Annotated in this window: 16 protein-coding genes, 1 tRNA gene and 1 rRNA gene; 1 reads left to right on the top strand and 17 read right to left on the bottom strand. The window is 35.2% G+C overall.

Translation table 11 applies throughout. The features are described from left to right. Nucleotide 1 precedes the first annotated feature (1 nt). From purR to trpS, 14 genes are all read right to left on the bottom strand, one after another. Entirely contained in the window at nucleotides 2–832 is an 831-nt protein-coding gene (purR, locus tag PY770_RS02060) for a pur operon repressor (RefSeq protein ID WP_275046041.1), read from the bottom strand. A gap of 130 nt (nucleotides 833–962) precedes the next feature. Beyond that, nucleotides 963–1,760 (bottom strand): metal ABC transporter permease, encoded by a 798-nt coding sequence (locus PY770_RS02055; protein ID WP_056958006.1) that lies wholly within the window; start codon nucleotides 1,758–1,760, stop codon nucleotides 963–965. Nucleotide 1,761: 1 nt separating this feature from the next. Beyond that, nucleotides 1,762–2,451: a metal ABC transporter ATP-binding protein gene (locus PY770_RS02050; protein WP_103428610.1), complete on the bottom strand. Its 690-nt coding sequence runs from the start codon at nucleotides 2,449–2,451 to the stop codon at nucleotides 1,762–1,764. A gap of 73 nt (nucleotides 2,452–2,524) precedes the next feature. After that, on the bottom strand, nucleotides 2,525–2,758 hold the full coding sequence (locus tag PY770_RS02045; protein ID WP_014081707.1) for a Veg family protein: 234 nt from the start codon (nucleotides 2,756–2,758) through the stop codon (nucleotides 2,525–2,527). Nucleotides 2,759–2,819: 61 nt separating this feature from the next. Next, on the bottom strand, nucleotides 2,820–3,707 hold the full coding sequence (rsmA, locus tag PY770_RS02040) for a 16S rRNA (adenine(1518)-N(6)/adenine(1519)-N(6))-dimethyltransferase RsmA (protein ID WP_103428609.1): 888 nt from the start codon (nucleotides 3,705–3,707) through the stop codon (nucleotides 2,820–2,822). A 10-nt stretch (nucleotides 3,708–3,717) separates the two neighbouring features. After that, a complete protein-coding gene (gene rnmV / locus PY770_RS02035; protein WP_056958011.1) occupies nucleotides 3,718–4,266 on the bottom strand; it encodes a ribonuclease M5 in 549 nt (182 codons plus the stop codon). Continuing rightward, complete coding sequence (locus PY770_RS02030) at nucleotides 4,267–5,040, bottom strand: TatD family hydrolase (RefSeq protein ID WP_041817607.1); 774 nt, start codon at nucleotides 5,038–5,040, stop codon at nucleotides 4,267–4,269. Nucleotides 5,041–5,099: 59 nt separating this feature from the next. Next, nucleotides 5,100–7,142, bottom strand: a complete 2,043-nt coding sequence (gene metG / locus PY770_RS02025; RefSeq protein WP_139555014.1) for a methionine--tRNA ligase — start codon at nucleotides 7,140–7,142, stop codon at nucleotides 5,100–5,102. Nucleotides 7,143–7,214: 72 nt separating this feature from the next. Then, nucleotides 7,215–8,051, bottom strand: coding sequence for a DUF72 domain-containing protein (locus PY770_RS02020; protein WP_275046040.1), 837 nt, complete (start codon nucleotides 8,049–8,051; stop codon nucleotides 7,215–7,217). Between the two features lie 2 nt (nucleotides 8,052–8,053). Then, nucleotides 8,054–8,764 carry an NAD-dependent protein deacylase gene (locus PY770_RS02015; RefSeq protein ID WP_014081701.1) on the bottom strand — a complete coding sequence of 237 codons (711 nt, stop codon included), beginning with the start codon at nucleotides 8,762–8,764 and terminating at the stop codon, nucleotides 8,054–8,056. A 13-nt stretch (nucleotides 8,765–8,777) separates the two neighbouring features. Further along, nucleotides 8,778–9,740, bottom strand: coding sequence for an IpaB/EvcA family protein (locus PY770_RS02010; RefSeq protein WP_163600921.1), 963 nt, complete (start codon nucleotides 9,738–9,740; stop codon nucleotides 8,778–8,780). A gap of 1 nt (nucleotide 9,741) precedes the next feature. Beyond that, entirely contained in the window at nucleotides 9,742–10,998 is a 1,257-nt protein-coding gene (locus PY770_RS02005; RefSeq protein ID WP_014081699.1) for a hydroxymethylglutaryl-CoA reductase, degradative, read from the bottom strand. Nucleotides 10,999–11,017: 19 nt separating this feature from the next. Next, nucleotides 11,018–11,941: a Ppx/GppA phosphatase family protein gene (locus tag PY770_RS02000; RefSeq protein ID WP_041817605.1), complete on the bottom strand. Its 924-nt coding sequence runs from the start codon at nucleotides 11,939–11,941 to the stop codon at nucleotides 11,018–11,020. A gap of 27 nt (nucleotides 11,942–11,968) precedes the next feature. After that, nucleotides 11,969–12,988 carry a tryptophan--tRNA ligase gene (gene trpS, locus PY770_RS01995; RefSeq protein WP_014081697.1) on the bottom strand — a complete coding sequence of 340 codons (1,020 nt, stop codon included), beginning with the start codon at nucleotides 12,986–12,988 and terminating at the stop codon, nucleotides 11,969–11,971. A gap of 307 nt (nucleotides 12,989–13,295) precedes the next feature. Between trpS and helD the strand changes: the two genes are divergently transcribed. Continuing rightward, nucleotides 13,296–15,593 (top strand): RNA polymerase recycling motor HelD, encoded by a 2,298-nt coding sequence (gene helD / locus PY770_RS01990; RefSeq protein ID WP_139555013.1) that lies wholly within the window; start codon nucleotides 13,296–13,298, stop codon nucleotides 15,591–15,593. A gap of 12 nt (nucleotides 15,594–15,605) precedes the next feature. Here the strand turns inward: helD and mscL are convergent, their stop codons facing one another. The 3 genes from mscL to rrf all read right to left on the bottom strand — a co-directional run bounded on the left by mscL (nucleotide 15,606) and on the right by rrf (nucleotide 16,395). Next, nucleotides 15,606–15,974 (bottom strand): large-conductance mechanosensitive channel protein MscL, encoded by a 369-nt coding sequence (gene mscL, locus PY770_RS01985; RefSeq protein ID WP_103428603.1) that lies wholly within the window; start codon nucleotides 15,972–15,974, stop codon nucleotides 15,606–15,608. Nucleotides 15,975–16,126: 152 nt separating this feature from the next. Beyond that, nucleotides 16,127–16,199: transfer RNA gene (locus PY770_RS01980), tRNA-Thr, on the bottom strand. 79 nt (nucleotides 16,200–16,278) lie between these two features. Next, nucleotides 16,279–16,395 (bottom strand): 5S ribosomal RNA (gene rrf, locus PY770_RS01975). Nucleotides 16,396–16,455: the final 60 nt, after the last annotated feature.

Here is a 16,455-nt window from a genome sequence, read left to right as displayed (position 1 = left end):
CCTACTTAGTACTCCCAAAGATTTTTTCGTCATAATTTCCTTTAGTGATAATCATGTCATCATCGTCAGTATGTTCCATTTTAACTAATGAAGTATAATCACCAAAATCTTTATTTTTATCACTAACTCCTTCAGCAAAGAAAGTGCTACCAACTAAATTACAATCAAATTCTTTAATTAATGATGAAAGTCCATTAATGGTACCACCGCCATGAATAAAATCATCCACAATTAAAACGTTTGAACCTTCATCAAGGCTTCGTTTTGAAATTGTCATTCGTTTAATTTTTTTACTTGAACCAGACATGTAGTTAACATTCACAGTTGAACCTTCAGTAATATTACTATCATGACGAGCAATGACAAGCGGAATGTTTAAATATTGAGAAGCAGCTTGAGCAATTGGAACTCCACGGGTAGCAACTGTAAGCACTGCATCGACTTGTTGGTTTAGATATTGTGTTGCAATAATCCGACCTAAGAAACGTAATTTAGATGGATCACCTAAAATATCAGACATATAAACGTAACCACCAGGAAGTTGTCTTTGACTGTTATTTAAAATTTCAATGACTTCGTCCATGAACTTGTTGGCGTCTTCTTTAAGAATATAAGGAATATATTTTGCTCCACCAGCAGCTCCAGAAACCGTTTCTACTAAACCAATTCCTCTTTCTTGGAAAGTGCGTTTAAGAATCGTTAAATCCTCACTAATTGAAGATTTAGCTGAACCATACCGTTTGGCAAAAAATGTCAAAGGAATTAAAGTATGGGGCCGGTTTAACATATAATCTGTCATATCTACTAATCGTTCGCTACGTTTAATTTTCATTATTACACCTCGTTAATCTATTTACATACAACATGAATTCTACCACAAACGTTCGGTTTCTGCGTAAATTTAATTTAAATTTAACAAAAAAACACTAAATTCTTTAATTTAGTGTTTTTAAAGGCTAATGTTAAGCTTTTTTCTGATAATAGTTAAATGCTAAGGCACTGAAATAAATTAAACATTCAATCGTAGCAATAAAGAAACTAACTGGCCAATTCGTCACATAGCCAAGATATAGTCCCACCCAAACTCCAATTAACCCAAATGCTATTGAGCAAGCAATCATTTTACTAACTGAATGAGCAAAATATTTGGCACTTGCAGCAGGTAAAGTTAATAAAATGAAGATTAATAATGATCCAACAATTTGAGCTACCACTGAAACACTTAAAGCTAACAAAAGTAAAAAGACAATTGACATTAAGCTACTGTTAACATGTTGGGCTTTAGCACCAATGGGATCAAAAGAATCAAATTTTAAATTACGATAAATCACTAATAAAACTACCAATACAATGATGGAGAGTCCAATCATTTGATAAACGTCAGTCGCGTTAATTCCGACGACACTCCCAAACAAAATATTAGTTGCATAACTAGCACTCTTATTTGATAAAGCTAAAAACAAGACTCCTAACCCGATAAATAATCCAGAAATAGCACTAATTGAATCCTCGCGTCGTGATGCTCTAGATCCCATTTTACCAACTAGTACCGAACTAATCATCGTAAAAATAAGCATTCCGTCTAAAGGACTTAAACCAACAAACATTCCAAATGCAGCCCCAGCAAACCCAATTTCTGACAAAGTATGCGTTAAAAAAGGCATATTCCGAGAAACCACAAACACGCCAATAAATCCACAAACAATCGCAATAATCGTACTAGCAAGATAGGCATGTTGCATAAACTCAAGACTAAACATATTATTGTCCTCCTTGATAATCATAAACATTTAAATCATTAATCGGACCAGTTTCATAACCATCTGCTTTTAATAGTAAAAATTCGTCGGAAAATTGCTTAGCAAGAGGGATATCATGAGTTACGGAAATCACCGTTACACCCGTTTTTTGGTTTAAATTTTTGACCAATTCTAATAAATTTTCTTTAGCAATTGGATCAAGACTAGCCGTTGATTCGTCTAATATCAATAAATCTGGCTGATTAATTAACGCTTGCGCTAAATATGCACGCTGTTTTTCTCCCCCAGATGTTTGTCCCAGTGGTTCATTTTCAATTTTAGTTAAATTTGTTTGTTGTAAAATTTGTTTAAGACGAGCTTTTTCATGACGACTTAACCAAGGTAATTTATAACCGTTGAAGTTTAAACTAACAAAGTTTTTCGCTGAAAGTGGATATTCGTCTCCAATGTTTCTAAATTGTGGAACATAGCCAATCTTCACAGCTTTTCGGTTTGGAAAAAATTCAATCGTTCCCTTGGTTGGGTTTAGTTGGCCTAAAATAATTTTAATTAGGGTAGTTTTTCCAACCCCATTTTCTCCGACAATACTTAAAAATGTTCCGCGCTTTAATTTAAAATTCAAATTATTGAGCACTTGCTTTTCGGAAAAGTCTTCCCATAAATCATGAGCTTCTAAAATCAAATCGTTCATTTGTTACTCCTTTAGCTTGGCTAAACGAAAATTTTTGCAAAAAAAAAGACCCATCAGTCTCTTTTTTTTAACGTTAATCTTTATTAATGAACGTAACCTCAATGTCTTCAGTTAATATTTTTGAATATGTAAAAGAGGCTTGGGCAGGTTGTTCATTTGATTCCAAATCGACGATAAATACGGCAGGAAAAACTTCAGAAAGAACGCCTTCATACTCGTTCGTTCTTTTTCGTCCTGCTTGTTCAGTAACCTTGATGTCACTTCCAAGATGACCTTTAATCCAACTTTTAATATCTGGTAAATTCACTCAAATCACCTCAGAGTTGAATTATACACTTTTTAATTAAATTTGTAAAGCCTTCATTATATCACAATAATCCTTGTTCATGAAAAGCATTTGCCATTTTAACAAATTGATCAACTTCTAGCTCTTGAGGACGAACTGTTTTCTTAATGTTTAACTGTTCTAAAATCAATTCAACTTGTTCTTTAACTTCTGGTTTTTTTCCGAAAACTCCTTGCAAATTATTCCATAACGTTTTGCGACGATGCATAAAGCAACCATGGACAAATCCAAAAAATGCTTTTTGATCATAAGCCACAAACTTGCGACTCTTTTTAGGAACCAATTTAACTACTGCGGAATCAACTTTTGGAGCCGGAATAAAAGATGTATGCGAGACCTCAATCGCAATTTCAACATCATCAAGATATTGGTTAATCACGCTCAAAGAGCCATAGTCATGTGTATCTGGTTTAGCACAAAGTCGATCAGCAACTTCACGTTGCATCATAAATACCAAGTTAGTATATGGAACATTACCCTTTAAAATGCTCATTAAGATTGGCTTTGTAATGTAATAAGGTAAGTTTGCCACAATTTTCAACGCATGTTGACCGTCAAAATTATCAGCAATTACTTCCGGTAAATTAGCATTTAAAAAGTCTTCATGCAAAATAGTCACATTATTGTATTGAAATAACGTTTCATCTAAAACCGGTAATAAATTATCATCAATTTCAAATGCCACTACTTGATGAGCACGTTTAGCAATTTGTTCAGTTAAAGCCCCAATTCCAGGACCAATTTCAATCACATCGTCTGCATCAGTAATTTCTGCTGCTTCTACAATCCCATGAAGGACATCTAAATCATCTAAGAAGTTTTGGCCTAAACTTTTTTTGGCACTTAAATGATATTCATTTAAGATTGCTAGCGTTCTGGTTCTACTTCCAATTTCTGGAGTTTCACTCATTAATTTTCTCCTAATCTATTTGCTTTAAAGCAGCTTCAAATTCAGCTTTTGTAATCCCAAACATGCGTAAACGACGTTGTAATTGTTTGGCATTAACATAGCCTAGATGTAAAATTTCACCCAATTCTAAACGCCGTTCTTTTGCATCATGGCTTCCCATTAAATTAGAATCCATTAATTCTTGTTGGCTAATTACTTCTGGATTATCATGACTTTCAGTATAAACCAAGCTCAAGGCTTCCCTAATTGCTTCTGGTGAAGCATGCTCTACTCCCAATGAACCACGAGGATTATCGGGAACAGCATCTTTCTTTTTCAAAAACGCGTGTTTAGCTTCTGGGATTTCTTCTGAAATAATCCGTCTAATCTTTTCTCCGGAGAAATCAGGATCAGTGAACACAATAACTCCTCGAGTTTGTGCTAACCGATCAATTAAATCTAAGGTTTCATCATCAATGGCTGATCCGCGAGTTTCGATGGTATCAGCATCAACGGCTCGTTGAATTCGTTTCGTATCATCTTTTCCTTCAACTACAATTACTTCTTTAATTCGTTTCATTTATTTATCCAATCCAAAAATTCTCATTGTATTTGCATAGGTTGCTTTTGCTACTTCATCGGGATTTAAATCCTTATAACGCGCAACCGCTTCTAAAGTATATAAAGTATAAGCCGGCTCATTTTGATGTCCCCGTAATGGTTCTGGAGCTAAATATGGTGCATCTGTTTCAACCAAAATTCGATCTATCGGCGTTTGCTTAGCTGCTTCATGAACTTCCTTGGTTTTTTTAAAACTGACAACTCCACTATAAGAAAGGTTCATCCCTAAGTCTAAGAATTTCTTCATCCACTCAATGTCACCATTAAAACTGTGAATAATCCCACCGACCGTTTCAATGTGTTCGTCTTTTAAAATCCGATAAGTATCTTCAAAGGCATCTCGATTATGCACTGAAATGGGCATGTGTAAATTTTTAGCCAGTTGAATTTGTCGTCGGAAAACTCGTTCTTGGACATCCTTTGGGGAGCTCTTTTGAAAAAGGTCCATTCCAATTTCACCTAAGGCAACCACTTTTGGATCGGCAAGTTGGGCTTCTAATTTTCGTTCTGCCTCTTCATCATAGTTAAGCGAGTCTTCTGGATGCCAGCCCACAATTGCATACATATCTTCATATGCATGCGCTAATTCTATTGCCCGTTGGTTTAATGCTGCATTGGACCCAACGTTTGCCATTTTAACAACTCCGAGTTTTTGGGCATGATCAAAGTAATCTTGCACCTGTCCCGCAAAATGCTCGTCATTTAAATGAGTATGTGAGTCAAAAATTTTCATGATAAACCTCCTAATTAGCAAAAAAACTTCACCAATTTTAATTAGTGAAGCCTAATTGATTATGCTAATGAACTACCGTTTTCTAATGATGGGTCAACTGTTACAACTTGAATGTCACCATTAGCTTTTTCACTTGAAAGAATCATTCCTTGGCTTAATTCACCACGAAGCTTAATTGGTTTCAAGTTAGCTACGATAATTACTTTTTTACCAACTAATTTTTCAAAATCAGGATACCATTTTGCGATTCCAGAAACGATTTGTCGTTCTCCATCATCACCAGCATCAAGTTTGAATTTTAATAATTTATCAGCTTTTTCCACTTTGCCAACTGCTTTGATTTCAGCCACTTTTAATTCAACTTTTTCAAAGTCAGGAAAGGCAATGTCATCTTTAAGATTTTTCAAAGTAGCCACACCAGGAGTAGCTTGCTTTTCCTCAGCTTGTTTCATAGCTGCTCGACCCTTAGCTTTTTCGTTAACGGTCATTTTACCCTTAATGTATTCTACTTCTTCCTTAACATCGACCCGTGGGAAAATTGGTTCTCCATTTTCAACAACTTTCCGTCCGCCGACAAAATCATTAAGTTTCGCATTTTTAATGTCAAACGTACCGGCATCTAACCCAAGTTGGTTGAGAATTTCAAAGGCCGCATTTGGCATTGCTGGACTAATTAAAATGGCAATCAAACGTAAACTAGCAGCTAAGTGCGCCATCACGTTGGCTAATTGTTTAGCACTAGCTTCATCAGTAGCTTGTTGCTTAGCTAAGACCCATGGTTCACTTTGGTCGATGTACTTGTTGGTTTGCGAAATTAATTTCCAAACTGCTGAAAGCGCATCAGATAAATGAACTGTATCCATTAAATGTTTATATTCTTCAGTTGCATCAGCTGCCATTTTTTGTAATTCTTGGCTCGCCTCATCATCAGTATCATGATAATCAGGAGTTACTCCACCTTCATACTTGTTAATCATCGCAACGGTCCGATTTAACAAGTTACCTAAATCGTTGGCTAAATCGAAGTTGACCCGGTTCACAAAATCTTCGGGAGTGAAAACCCCATCACCTGCAAACGGAACCGCTTTTAATAAATAATAACGGGTAGCATCGAGGCCATAACGCGCAATTAAATCTTCAGGATAAATTGCATTTCCCTTTGATTTAGACATCTTACCATCTTTCATGGTAATCCAACCATGTCCATAAATTTCTTTTGGAAGTGGCAATCCTAGGGCGTGCAAAATGATTGGCCAATAAATACAATGGAAACGCACAATTTCTTTTCCAATCATTTGTAAATTAGCAGGCCAAAACTTTTTAAAGAGTGAGTCATCCTTACTATCATAACCAAGAGCAGTAATATAGTTGGTCAAAGCATCAATCCACACATAAACCACGTGTTTTGGATTAGCTGAAACCGGCACTCCCCATGAAAAAGTAGTTCGAGAAACGGCTAAATCTTCTAAACCAGGTTTCAAGAAATTATTAATCATTTCATGCATCCGGGCGTTTGGTTGGATAAAATCTGGATGAGACTTGTAATAGTCCATTAACCAATCGGCGTACTTACTCATCTTGAAGAAGTAACATTCTTCGTTAACTAATTGGACTTCGTTACCAGTTGGTGCAATCCCCCCAGTTACGTTTCCTTCGTCATCGCGATAAACTTCTGCTAATTGTGATTCAGTGAAATATTCTTCATCAGAAACTGAATACCAACCAGCATAAGTTCCTAAGTAAATGTCACCTTGATCTAATAATTGTTGAAAGATTTTTTGGACAGCTTTGACATGACGGTCATCAGTAGTTCTAATGAAATCGTCATTTGAAACATCTAATTCGGCCCATAAATTTTTGATTTGCTTGGCCATTTTGTCTACATATTGTTGTGGTTGAACACCTAATTTTTCGGCTTTTTGCTCAATTTTCAAACCGTGTTCATCAGTTCCAGTTAAATAAAAAACATCATAACCAGAAGCACGACGATAACGTGCAACCGCATCAGCAGCTACAGTAGTATAAGAGTTCCCTATGTGTAGTCTACCTGATGGATAGTAAATTGGAGTCGTAACATAAAATGTTGGTTTTTTCTCTGCCATGTCGATTCTCCTTGTTGTTTTATTATTTTTATTATACTACATCATTATTAAAGCCAAACTAAGAAAAATCACCTAAAACAAATTCAACTGCATGGCTGCCTGCTGGTTGCCTTTTAAGTGTAATATTTCTTGTAACTGAATCGCATTTTTGGCGGCTGCTTTTCCAGTATTATTGTTAAAAATAATTGCTACTTCATCAGCCGATTGGCTTAATTCAACGGCGACTTTGGCAATCCGTTCTAATTCCAGCTTTGAGTAACGGTAGCGATACCGTTCTCTCGTTCCTTTTGCCCAAGCTGCTTCGTTTTGTCCATGTAATCGAAGATATGCAAAATTTCGATTAGTAATAACTGGGGTAAACGGTACTCCATTATAAAGTTGGTGTGGTTCGTCAACAACTACTTCAGTCATCTTCAAACTACTCAAAAAATCAGCCGCATCTTTACCAATTTCTGGACCTACCCATGATGAATTCCTAAATTCAATGGAAAGTGGTAACTTCCCCATCCATTGCCGAATTTGGCGTAAATATTGAATATTGGTTTGATTACAGGCAAATGAAGGGGGAAACTGAAACAAAAAAGAAGCTAACTTCCCTGTATCAATCATTTGTTGAAAAGCTTCTTTAAATCTCACAAACAATTTTTCTAACTCTTCGTCACTTAATTCCAGCTGATTTCGCATGGGAGTTTTCGTCATTTTAGAATTTGCCTTGACGATGAACTGGAAGTCATCAGGAACATCACTAACCCATTTTTGGACCCACTCAACTTTTGGAATTGCATAAAACGGACTATCAACTTCTACAATTGGAAAGAAGTCAGTGTATTCAGGTAATGTAATTTTGGGTTTATGTTGTTCTGACAAATACGGATGGTCAGTCCAGGTTGCTAATCCAATTTTAATCATACTTAAACCTGCAACTCATTAAAGAAATCCACCGCATCCATTTTTTGCATGATAAACGGAACCGGTAAATTCAATTCTTCTTGATTAATTACTAAAACTTTAGCGTTTCGTTGACGATAATCCAGTAATCCAGCAAAAGGATAAACTCGCATGGAGGTTCCGACAATCACAATCAAATCAGCCTTTTGCACTGCTTGTAAACTTTGCATGACCGTTTCTTCATTAATTCCTTCACCATATAAAACAATATTGGGACGCAAGATTCCACCACAATTTTCATGATACATTGATTTTGCATAAGTAGCATAATCAACATGTTTGCCACATTTTTGACAGTAAATATCATATAAATTGCCATGAAATTCAGATAGATGTATGGCTCCCGCTTTTTGGTAAAGTCCATCCACATTTTGGGTGACAATTGCTGCTCGGTTTTCACGCGTTAACTCTTCCTGTTTTTCATGAATCACGTTCGGTTTAGCATTGGGATAATACATATTATTCATCACATAATGATAAAAAGTCTCTGGTTCATTAACTAAACAATCATGACTTAAATAATACTCTGCTGGTTTATTAGTTTCATCATTCGTATATAAACCACCTTTAGAGCGATAATCAGGAATTCCTGAAGGAGTTGAAACTCCGGCACCCGTTAAAAATACAATGTGATGGGCATCATCAAACATTTTTTGAATTTCTGTCACTTTCATGGGCTGTCCTCGTTTATCTAATTAAATATGGAATTTTTAATTCATCAAATAATTCTTTAACCGTTTTAGCATAAATATTTTGAATAAATTTTTCTGCTTTTTGAGCATTGATTGGTCCACTTATAACGAACGAATCTTGATCATCAACAGATGCAAAACCAATGTAGGCAGGTGTCAAAGTTTTTGTATCTTTTAATTTAGAATGATAAAGCTTAAAGACCTGGCTTACCTTTAGACCTAATTGCCGTTGAGAAAATACTGAAGTTATCATAGCAAAATCAGTTAATTGAAGTTCTGGTAACTCCCATCCCTTCATTTGACCATCAAAAGCTTTAAACAATTTCACTACATTTCGACGAAGTGCAAAAGGACTATCAGTTGGTTTTTCTGTAATAATTTTATAAAGACGTTGAGCAGCTTTAGTTGCAATCGGAAAATTTTGTACAAAAACTGCATCATGTTTAGCAAATTCATTGCCAAAGAAAACCATGGCATCCAAAAGTGTTACTACTCGGATAATCATTTCTGAATCAATTTTGCTAGTTTCAGGAGTAATCATTTGCCGTACTCCTTTGATGTATTCTTCAGCGATTTTTGAATTAATTAAGCCATGTTTACGTTGTTCTGAATAAACCACAAAGTGTGCCACAACATCAAAAAGTTCTGTTCCAATAAACCGAAGTTGTTCATCTAGCGCATCATCCCCAGTTGTTAAAGGAAAATAAATTTGGGGAAATCCACGAAGGGTCATTAACAAATGAAGCAATTCATGGGTAGCAGTAAAATCAGGTTCAGTTACATCATTAATTTGGACAAACAAATTTTTTCCATCTTGCATGATTTGAGCTTGATCATGTTTTACATAACCTGATTTTAAATTCCCAATAAATTGAACTTGGACGTCTCCATCAAAAAAACGTGAGACTGCATTTAATAAACTTTTTGCTTTTGGTCCTAACTTTAATTCTTCTGCCAAATTATTTTTCTCCTTTTAGTTCCTTTAAAATTCGAGTTGCATTTTCTAGATTTTTCGCCGTATCTGGCAAATCAGCCAAACGCACAGAAACTTCTTTAATTTCGTCACCTTTAGCACCAGCAGTCATTGCTAATGACTTAAGTTGAAGGCGCATATGTCCTCGTTGAATACCATCCGTTACTAAGGCCTTTAAAGCAGCTAAATTTTGTGCTAATCCAACCCCTGCTAAAACTTCCATAATTTCGATAGCATTATCAATGTCTAAAATTTGATAATTGATTTTACTCATTGGTAATAAGTGAGTTGCTCCACCAACGGTCCCAGTCGGAATTGGTAACTTGATCATTCCTTCTAAACCATCTTCCGTTACACGCCATTTTGAGAGACCCTTATAAGAGCCTTTTCGAGCCGCATAAGAATGGGTTGCTGCTTCCACTGCCCGCCAATCATTTCCGGTAGCAATCACCACAGCATCGATTCCATTCATGATGCCTTTATTGTGAGTAGCAGCACGTTTGGGATAAATATTAGCAACATGCGCGGCTTCTTCAATTTTACGAGCTACTGCTTCCCCTGATAAATCGCCACGTTGCAAGGCATCAAAAGGTACCTTTCCCTTAGCAATTACAATATTATAATCGCCATAGTTAGATAAGATACTCATTAAAACTTCTTGTCCTAGACTAATTTCAATGTTTTTTGCAGCGGCTTCTAACATTGAGTTCATGGTATTTGCGCCCATTGCATCGCCCACATCAACAAAGAGTTCAAAAGAAACATGTTCTTCATCAATCATATTGTATTTAATATCGCGAATTCCACCATATTGCGTAATACTTGGATGAGCTTTTAAAGCAATCTCAATCAATTTATCTTTATTTTTTTCAAACCAATCTTGAACTCCAAGCACATTATCAGTCTTTAAAATGATTTCTCCAGTTAGCACTCTGCTAGCTGCTGTGGCAGTAATTCCACCACCATCTAATAACATCTTTGCTCCGTTACTAGCTGCTGCAATTACCGATGGCTCTTCAGTTACCATGGGAATCAAATAGTCTTTATCATTCACCCGAAAATTCGTTGCAATTCCTTCAGGTAGTCCGAAATCAGTTAAATAATTTTCAATCAATTCACTACCAACTGATTGAAAATTTTGGTTAATCGTCTTGATTTGATCTTCATTTAAGTTAGCTGATTCAGCCACTAATTTAAGTCGTTCTTGATAAGGTTTCCGAAAAAAGCCACTAAAATCTGTCATTTGATTAACTCCTTTTTAACTAAAGTTCCTTTTCAACGTATTCGTTCACAACGCCTTCGCGGACTCCACCATCTGAAAAAATTACCCGTTTTGAATCAATAAAATCCATGACTGACGTTAAATTAATTAGACCACCGACAATCACATCAGCGCGGTCACTTTCTAAGCCATTAATTTGTTGTCTTTGTTTTAAATTATCATTCAAAAAAATACTCATTGTATGATTAATTTGTTTTCTGGTAAGTTGATAGTCTTGAATTCGATCAACGTGTTTAAAGTGTTGATGACGCCGATTAATTCGAGCTAAGGTTCGAGCAGCTCCACCAATTAAAACAATCGGATAGTGCAGTGGATGCTTTAACCAACCAATCTTGCTATACATTTCGATGATAAATTGTTGGGCGGAAAATAAGTTTGCGGCTGTAATTTCATTTTGCAATTTAAACCGTTCTGTCATTTTCACAGCTCCCGTGGGAATACTGACGTAATTGATGGCCTGTTTGTTCCGTACGTGCACAATTTCAACACTTGCTCCACCAATATCCATTAAGACGTAATCTCGAACACTCAGACGCTTTACCACTCCTTCATAATCGTAATAAGCTTCTTCGTTACCAGTTAAGACTTGAACAGTGATTCCAATTTCATCTTTAATGCTGTGCAAAAAATCTTGTTGATTTTGTGCTTGACGAACGGCCGCAGTTGCGATAGCTTTCACTGTCACATTAGATAACTTACTATACTCTGATTTGAAGTGTTTTAAGGTCGCAATCGTTCGTTTCATCGCAGAAAATTGTAAAATGTTTTTGTTTCCCATTCCTTCAGAAAGGCGGGTATCGTTTTTCATTCGTTTTATTTCATGGTAGGTTCCATCTGCATTAATTTGATACACAGCCATGCGTACCGAGTTCGAACCGATATCAATGATGACAAAATTTTCCATCCGAATCTCCTCTACTAGTGGGCCTAACTAGTTAAAGTAATTAATTCCCATTGCATCACGAACTTCTTGTAAAGTTTTTTCTGCAACTTGGTTAGCCTTTTTACTGCCTTCTTTTAGAATCTGATAAACTTTAGCGGGATCTTGTTCAAATTTTTCCCGACGTTCACGAATTGGGGTCAAGATATTTTGTAGAACTTCATTTAAATATAATTTAATTTTAACATCTCCCAAGCCACCACGAGTGTATTGGTCCTTCAATTCTTGAACCTTTGCTTTATCATCCGCAAAGATATCAAGATAAGTGAAAACTGTATTTCCTTCTACTTGACCAGGATCTTCAACATGAATGTGGTTAGGATCAGTATACATAGACATCACTTTTTTCTTGATAGTTTCTGCATCATCAGATAAGTAGATACAATTATTAAGTGATTTACTCATCTTTGCATTACCATCTAAACCAGGAATTCGGCCTTCACCCTTTGGTGGAAAGTAACCCTTTGGTTCAACCAAAATATCAGTATGATATGCACTATTAAAGCTTCGCACAATTTCTCTGGTTTGTTCGAGCATTGGTTCTTGATCATCACCAACTGGTACAACCGTAGCTTTGAATGCTGTAATATCAGCTGCTTGTGAAACTGGATAAGTTAAGAAACCTGCTGGAACACTTTCCTTAAAACTCTTTTGTTGAATTTCGTGTTTAACAGTTGGGTTTCTTTCCAAACGTGCAACTGAAACTAGATTCATATAAATCATCGTTAATTCGTTTAAAGCTGGAATTTGTGATTGTACAAAAATCGTTGACTTAGTTGGATCAATTCCTACTGCAAGATAATCTAAGGCAACTTGGAAAAGACTGTTTCTGATTTTTTCTGGATCCCGTGCATTATCCGTTAAGGCCTGCATGTCAGCAATCATAATGAATGGTTCATAATCTCCGGTATTTTGTAATTCAACTCGATTTCTCAATGAGCCAACAAAGTGTCCAATGTGTAATTTGCCAGTAGGACGATCTCCGGTTAAGATAATTGGTTTTTTTGTCATTTTAAATTTTCCTTTCTATCAAAAAAAACGTCCATTGATAAAAATCAATAGGACGCCTAAACGTGGTACCACCTAATTTGCATTTATAAAAATGCCACTAATAACTGTAAGGTTGTTAACCATTTACCCATTTCGTTTTGTCTGACTACTTTCAGCAATCGTAATCTCTCTGTTAAGGCGACGCCACTACTCAACTTTAATGTTAATTTTAGGTGTTTTATGTTCAAATGTCAAAGTTCAAACTCATTGACAGGCCCTTTTTTTACAATTAAAATAAGCACCGACTTATAAACGAGGAGTAGTTATTTTGAACAATCAAGATGAACAACAAGAACAGCAACGTGTCACCTTTATTTCAGACTTATTAAACCAAAAAATTAACAAAACTAAACAAGATGTGGAAGACGCCAAAACAGAAGCACAAAAAGTCCAAAAAAACTATGGCATCAACACCTCAGTTAACTATTTAGAAGCAGATGACCGAATTGAAACCAAAGCTGATTTGCAACAACAAAGAAGTTTGGTTAACAAAGTTGTAGAAGATGAAAATATCGTTAAACGCCAACTTCGGACATACCAAGAATTAAAACACTCTCCTTACTTTGGAAGAATTGATATTAAAGACGAGGGGTACGATGAAACAGAACAATTGTACATCGGAACGGCTTCTCTTTTGGACGATAAAACCGGTGAATTCTTAATTCACGACTGGCGTGCTCCCATTTCTAGTATCTATTACAATGGAAATTTAGGAAAGGTTAGTTATGAAACACCGAATGGCAAACAGAACACTGATTTGTTAAAAAAACGCCAATTTCAAATTAAAGATGGACAAATCATTAACATGTTTGATACTAACGAAACCGTTGGTGATGAACTTTTACAAAAAGAGTTAAGCGATAAAAGTTCTGAGCAACTTCGTAACATCGTTGCCACTATTCAAAGAGAACAAAATGATATTATTCGGGACACTAAAAGTGACTTATTAGTAGTACAAGGGGTTGCCGGTTCTGGAAAAACGTCGGCTTTGTTACAACGAATCGCTTTTTTACTTTATCATAGTCGTGATGAATTAAATGCCAGCCAAATTATTTTGTTCTCCCCCAACTTATTATTCTCTAACTATATTAGGGACGTGCTCCCTAGTTTAGGAGAACGAAATATGCGACAAGTAACGTTAGCCGAATTTTTTGCACAACGCTTAGAGGGAATTAAAGTGCAAACCCTCTTTAGTCGCTTTGAATCACAAACAACTAATAATCAAATTAATGATTTAAAAGGGAGTCAAACTTTTATTAATCAAATTGATGATTATTTAAATCATTTAACTGAAAAACAAATTGTTTTCACTGATATTTATTTTCAAGGTGAGATTTTCTTTGCCAAAGAAGAAATTCAAAAAATCTACGGGAGTCTGAACTCTAATCTACAATTAGCAGACAGACTATTGCAAACCAAAAACAAATTAATTAAAGCATTAAAGAAGAGAGTTCAGGCTGACATTCATGATGAATGGGTTCTTGAAAAGATGGATTCATTATCTGATGAAGAATACCATAATTATTTAATCGATACGAAACCATCTGATTTTGAAGATTTTGATGCCGAACACGATTATATTGCTAAAAAAATTGCTAAAGAGCACTTACGGATTGTTTATGATGCAATTTATAATAATAGTTTTTGGGATCCATTTACCCAATATCTTAATTTTCTCAATCAAGTCGTTTTACCAACTGGAATTAATTCCAGTGATTGGCAAACTGACGTAGCACAATTTCAACATCAACTAGAATTTCATCAAATGCGCTTAGCTGATGCAGCCCCAATGTTATATTTACGAGATAAATTTACTGGTGAAAATAAAAATAATAATATTAAATATTTGTTTATTGACGAAGTTCAAGATTATTCAATTGCTGAAATTATGTATTTAAAATTAATTTTTAACAACGCTAAGTTTAATTTGATTGGTGATAGTGAGCAAGCCATCTTTAAAGACGTCGAATCAGCTCCACAATTACTCAAAAAATTAAATGATGCTATTCCCGTTAAACATCCCCGTTTAATTAATTTAAACCGTTCCTACCGTTCGACCTATCCAATTACAACTTTTGCTAGCTCTCTGTTACCTGATGGTGAACATATTGAGGCATTCAATCGGGATGGTGAAAAACCTGTTCTTTACGTTGAGCCTAACCAAACGGCTAGTTTCAATCGTTTACAACAAGTAATTAAAGATAAACTAAAATTACAAGATTCAGTTGCGATTATTACCAAAGATCGACAGGAAGCAGAAACATTATATCGTAAATTAAGAAAGAATTTTGATCCACTACTTGTTTCTGATTCTGCTCGCACGATTGATAAAAAATTGATTATCTTACCTGTTTATCTAGCAAAAGGAATGGAATTCGATGATATTATCGGTTGGGATATTTCAAAAGAAAATTATCCTAATCAACATAGCTTAGGAATTTTATATACAATTGTTACAAGAGCTATGCATTCGTTAACCTTAATTAGTAATCAAACTATCAGTCCTTTAATTTCAAACAACGCTATCGAAAATAATCTAATCAAAATAAAAAAAGTTGAGAAATGATTTCTCAACTTTTTATTTTTGGTCTTCTTTTAATAAAGTAACGATTTCCTTGAGATACTTTTCTTTAGGATCTTCTTTGGTTTCCTTTTTAGAAACTATGTGTGACTTATTTAGTAGCTTAACAATAATGAATACAACAAACGCAATAATCAAAAAGTTAATTACTGAATTCAGAAATACTCCATATTTAAAAGTAGCGTGTCCTACTTTAAACACTAAATTAGAAAGATCAATTTTACCTAGGAAAATCCCAATAAAAGGATTAATAATGTTTTTGACTAGCGAACTAACGATTGAAGTAAATGCAGCTCCTACAATTACCCCAACTGCCATATCAACAACATTACCTTTAGAAATAAATGCCTTAAATTCCTTCCACATTCTTATTAATCTCCTCTCACATTAAATTTAAAACTACAGATTATATCATAACAATAATCTCAAAATTTTTATACCTATTCCATCCAAAAAGGTGACTATTAATTAGTCACCTTGATTTTTAATAACATTATTGCAAAAGAAATAAGTACTTAAGCCGCTTCGGGGATTTGAACCCTGAATCTTTTCCTTACCATGGAAGTGCTCTACCTATTGAGCTAAAGCGGCAGTTTGATTTTAACATAACTATCATTATTTACAAAATAAAAAAAGACCTTAGCTTTCGCTAAAGTCTTTTCTTTCAATTGCGTGGCAACGTCCTATCCTCGCAGGGGGCGATCCCCCAACTACTTTTGGCGTGCTGAAGCTTAACTTCTGTGTTCGGCATGGGAACAGGTGTATCCTTCAGGCTATCGCCACCACACTATTTTTTGTGAGAACTTTGTTCTCTCAAAACTAGACAATATTATTTTCTTCCGATTAA

This window comes from Fructilactobacillus sanfranciscensis, assembly GCF_029023685.1.
Classification (GTDB): domain Bacteria; phylum Bacillota; class Bacilli; order Lactobacillales; family Lactobacillaceae; genus Fructilactobacillus; species Fructilactobacillus sanfranciscensis.
The sequence above is the reverse complement of the archived record's forward strand: the minus strand, read 5'-3'. Positions and strand labels throughout refer to the sequence as shown.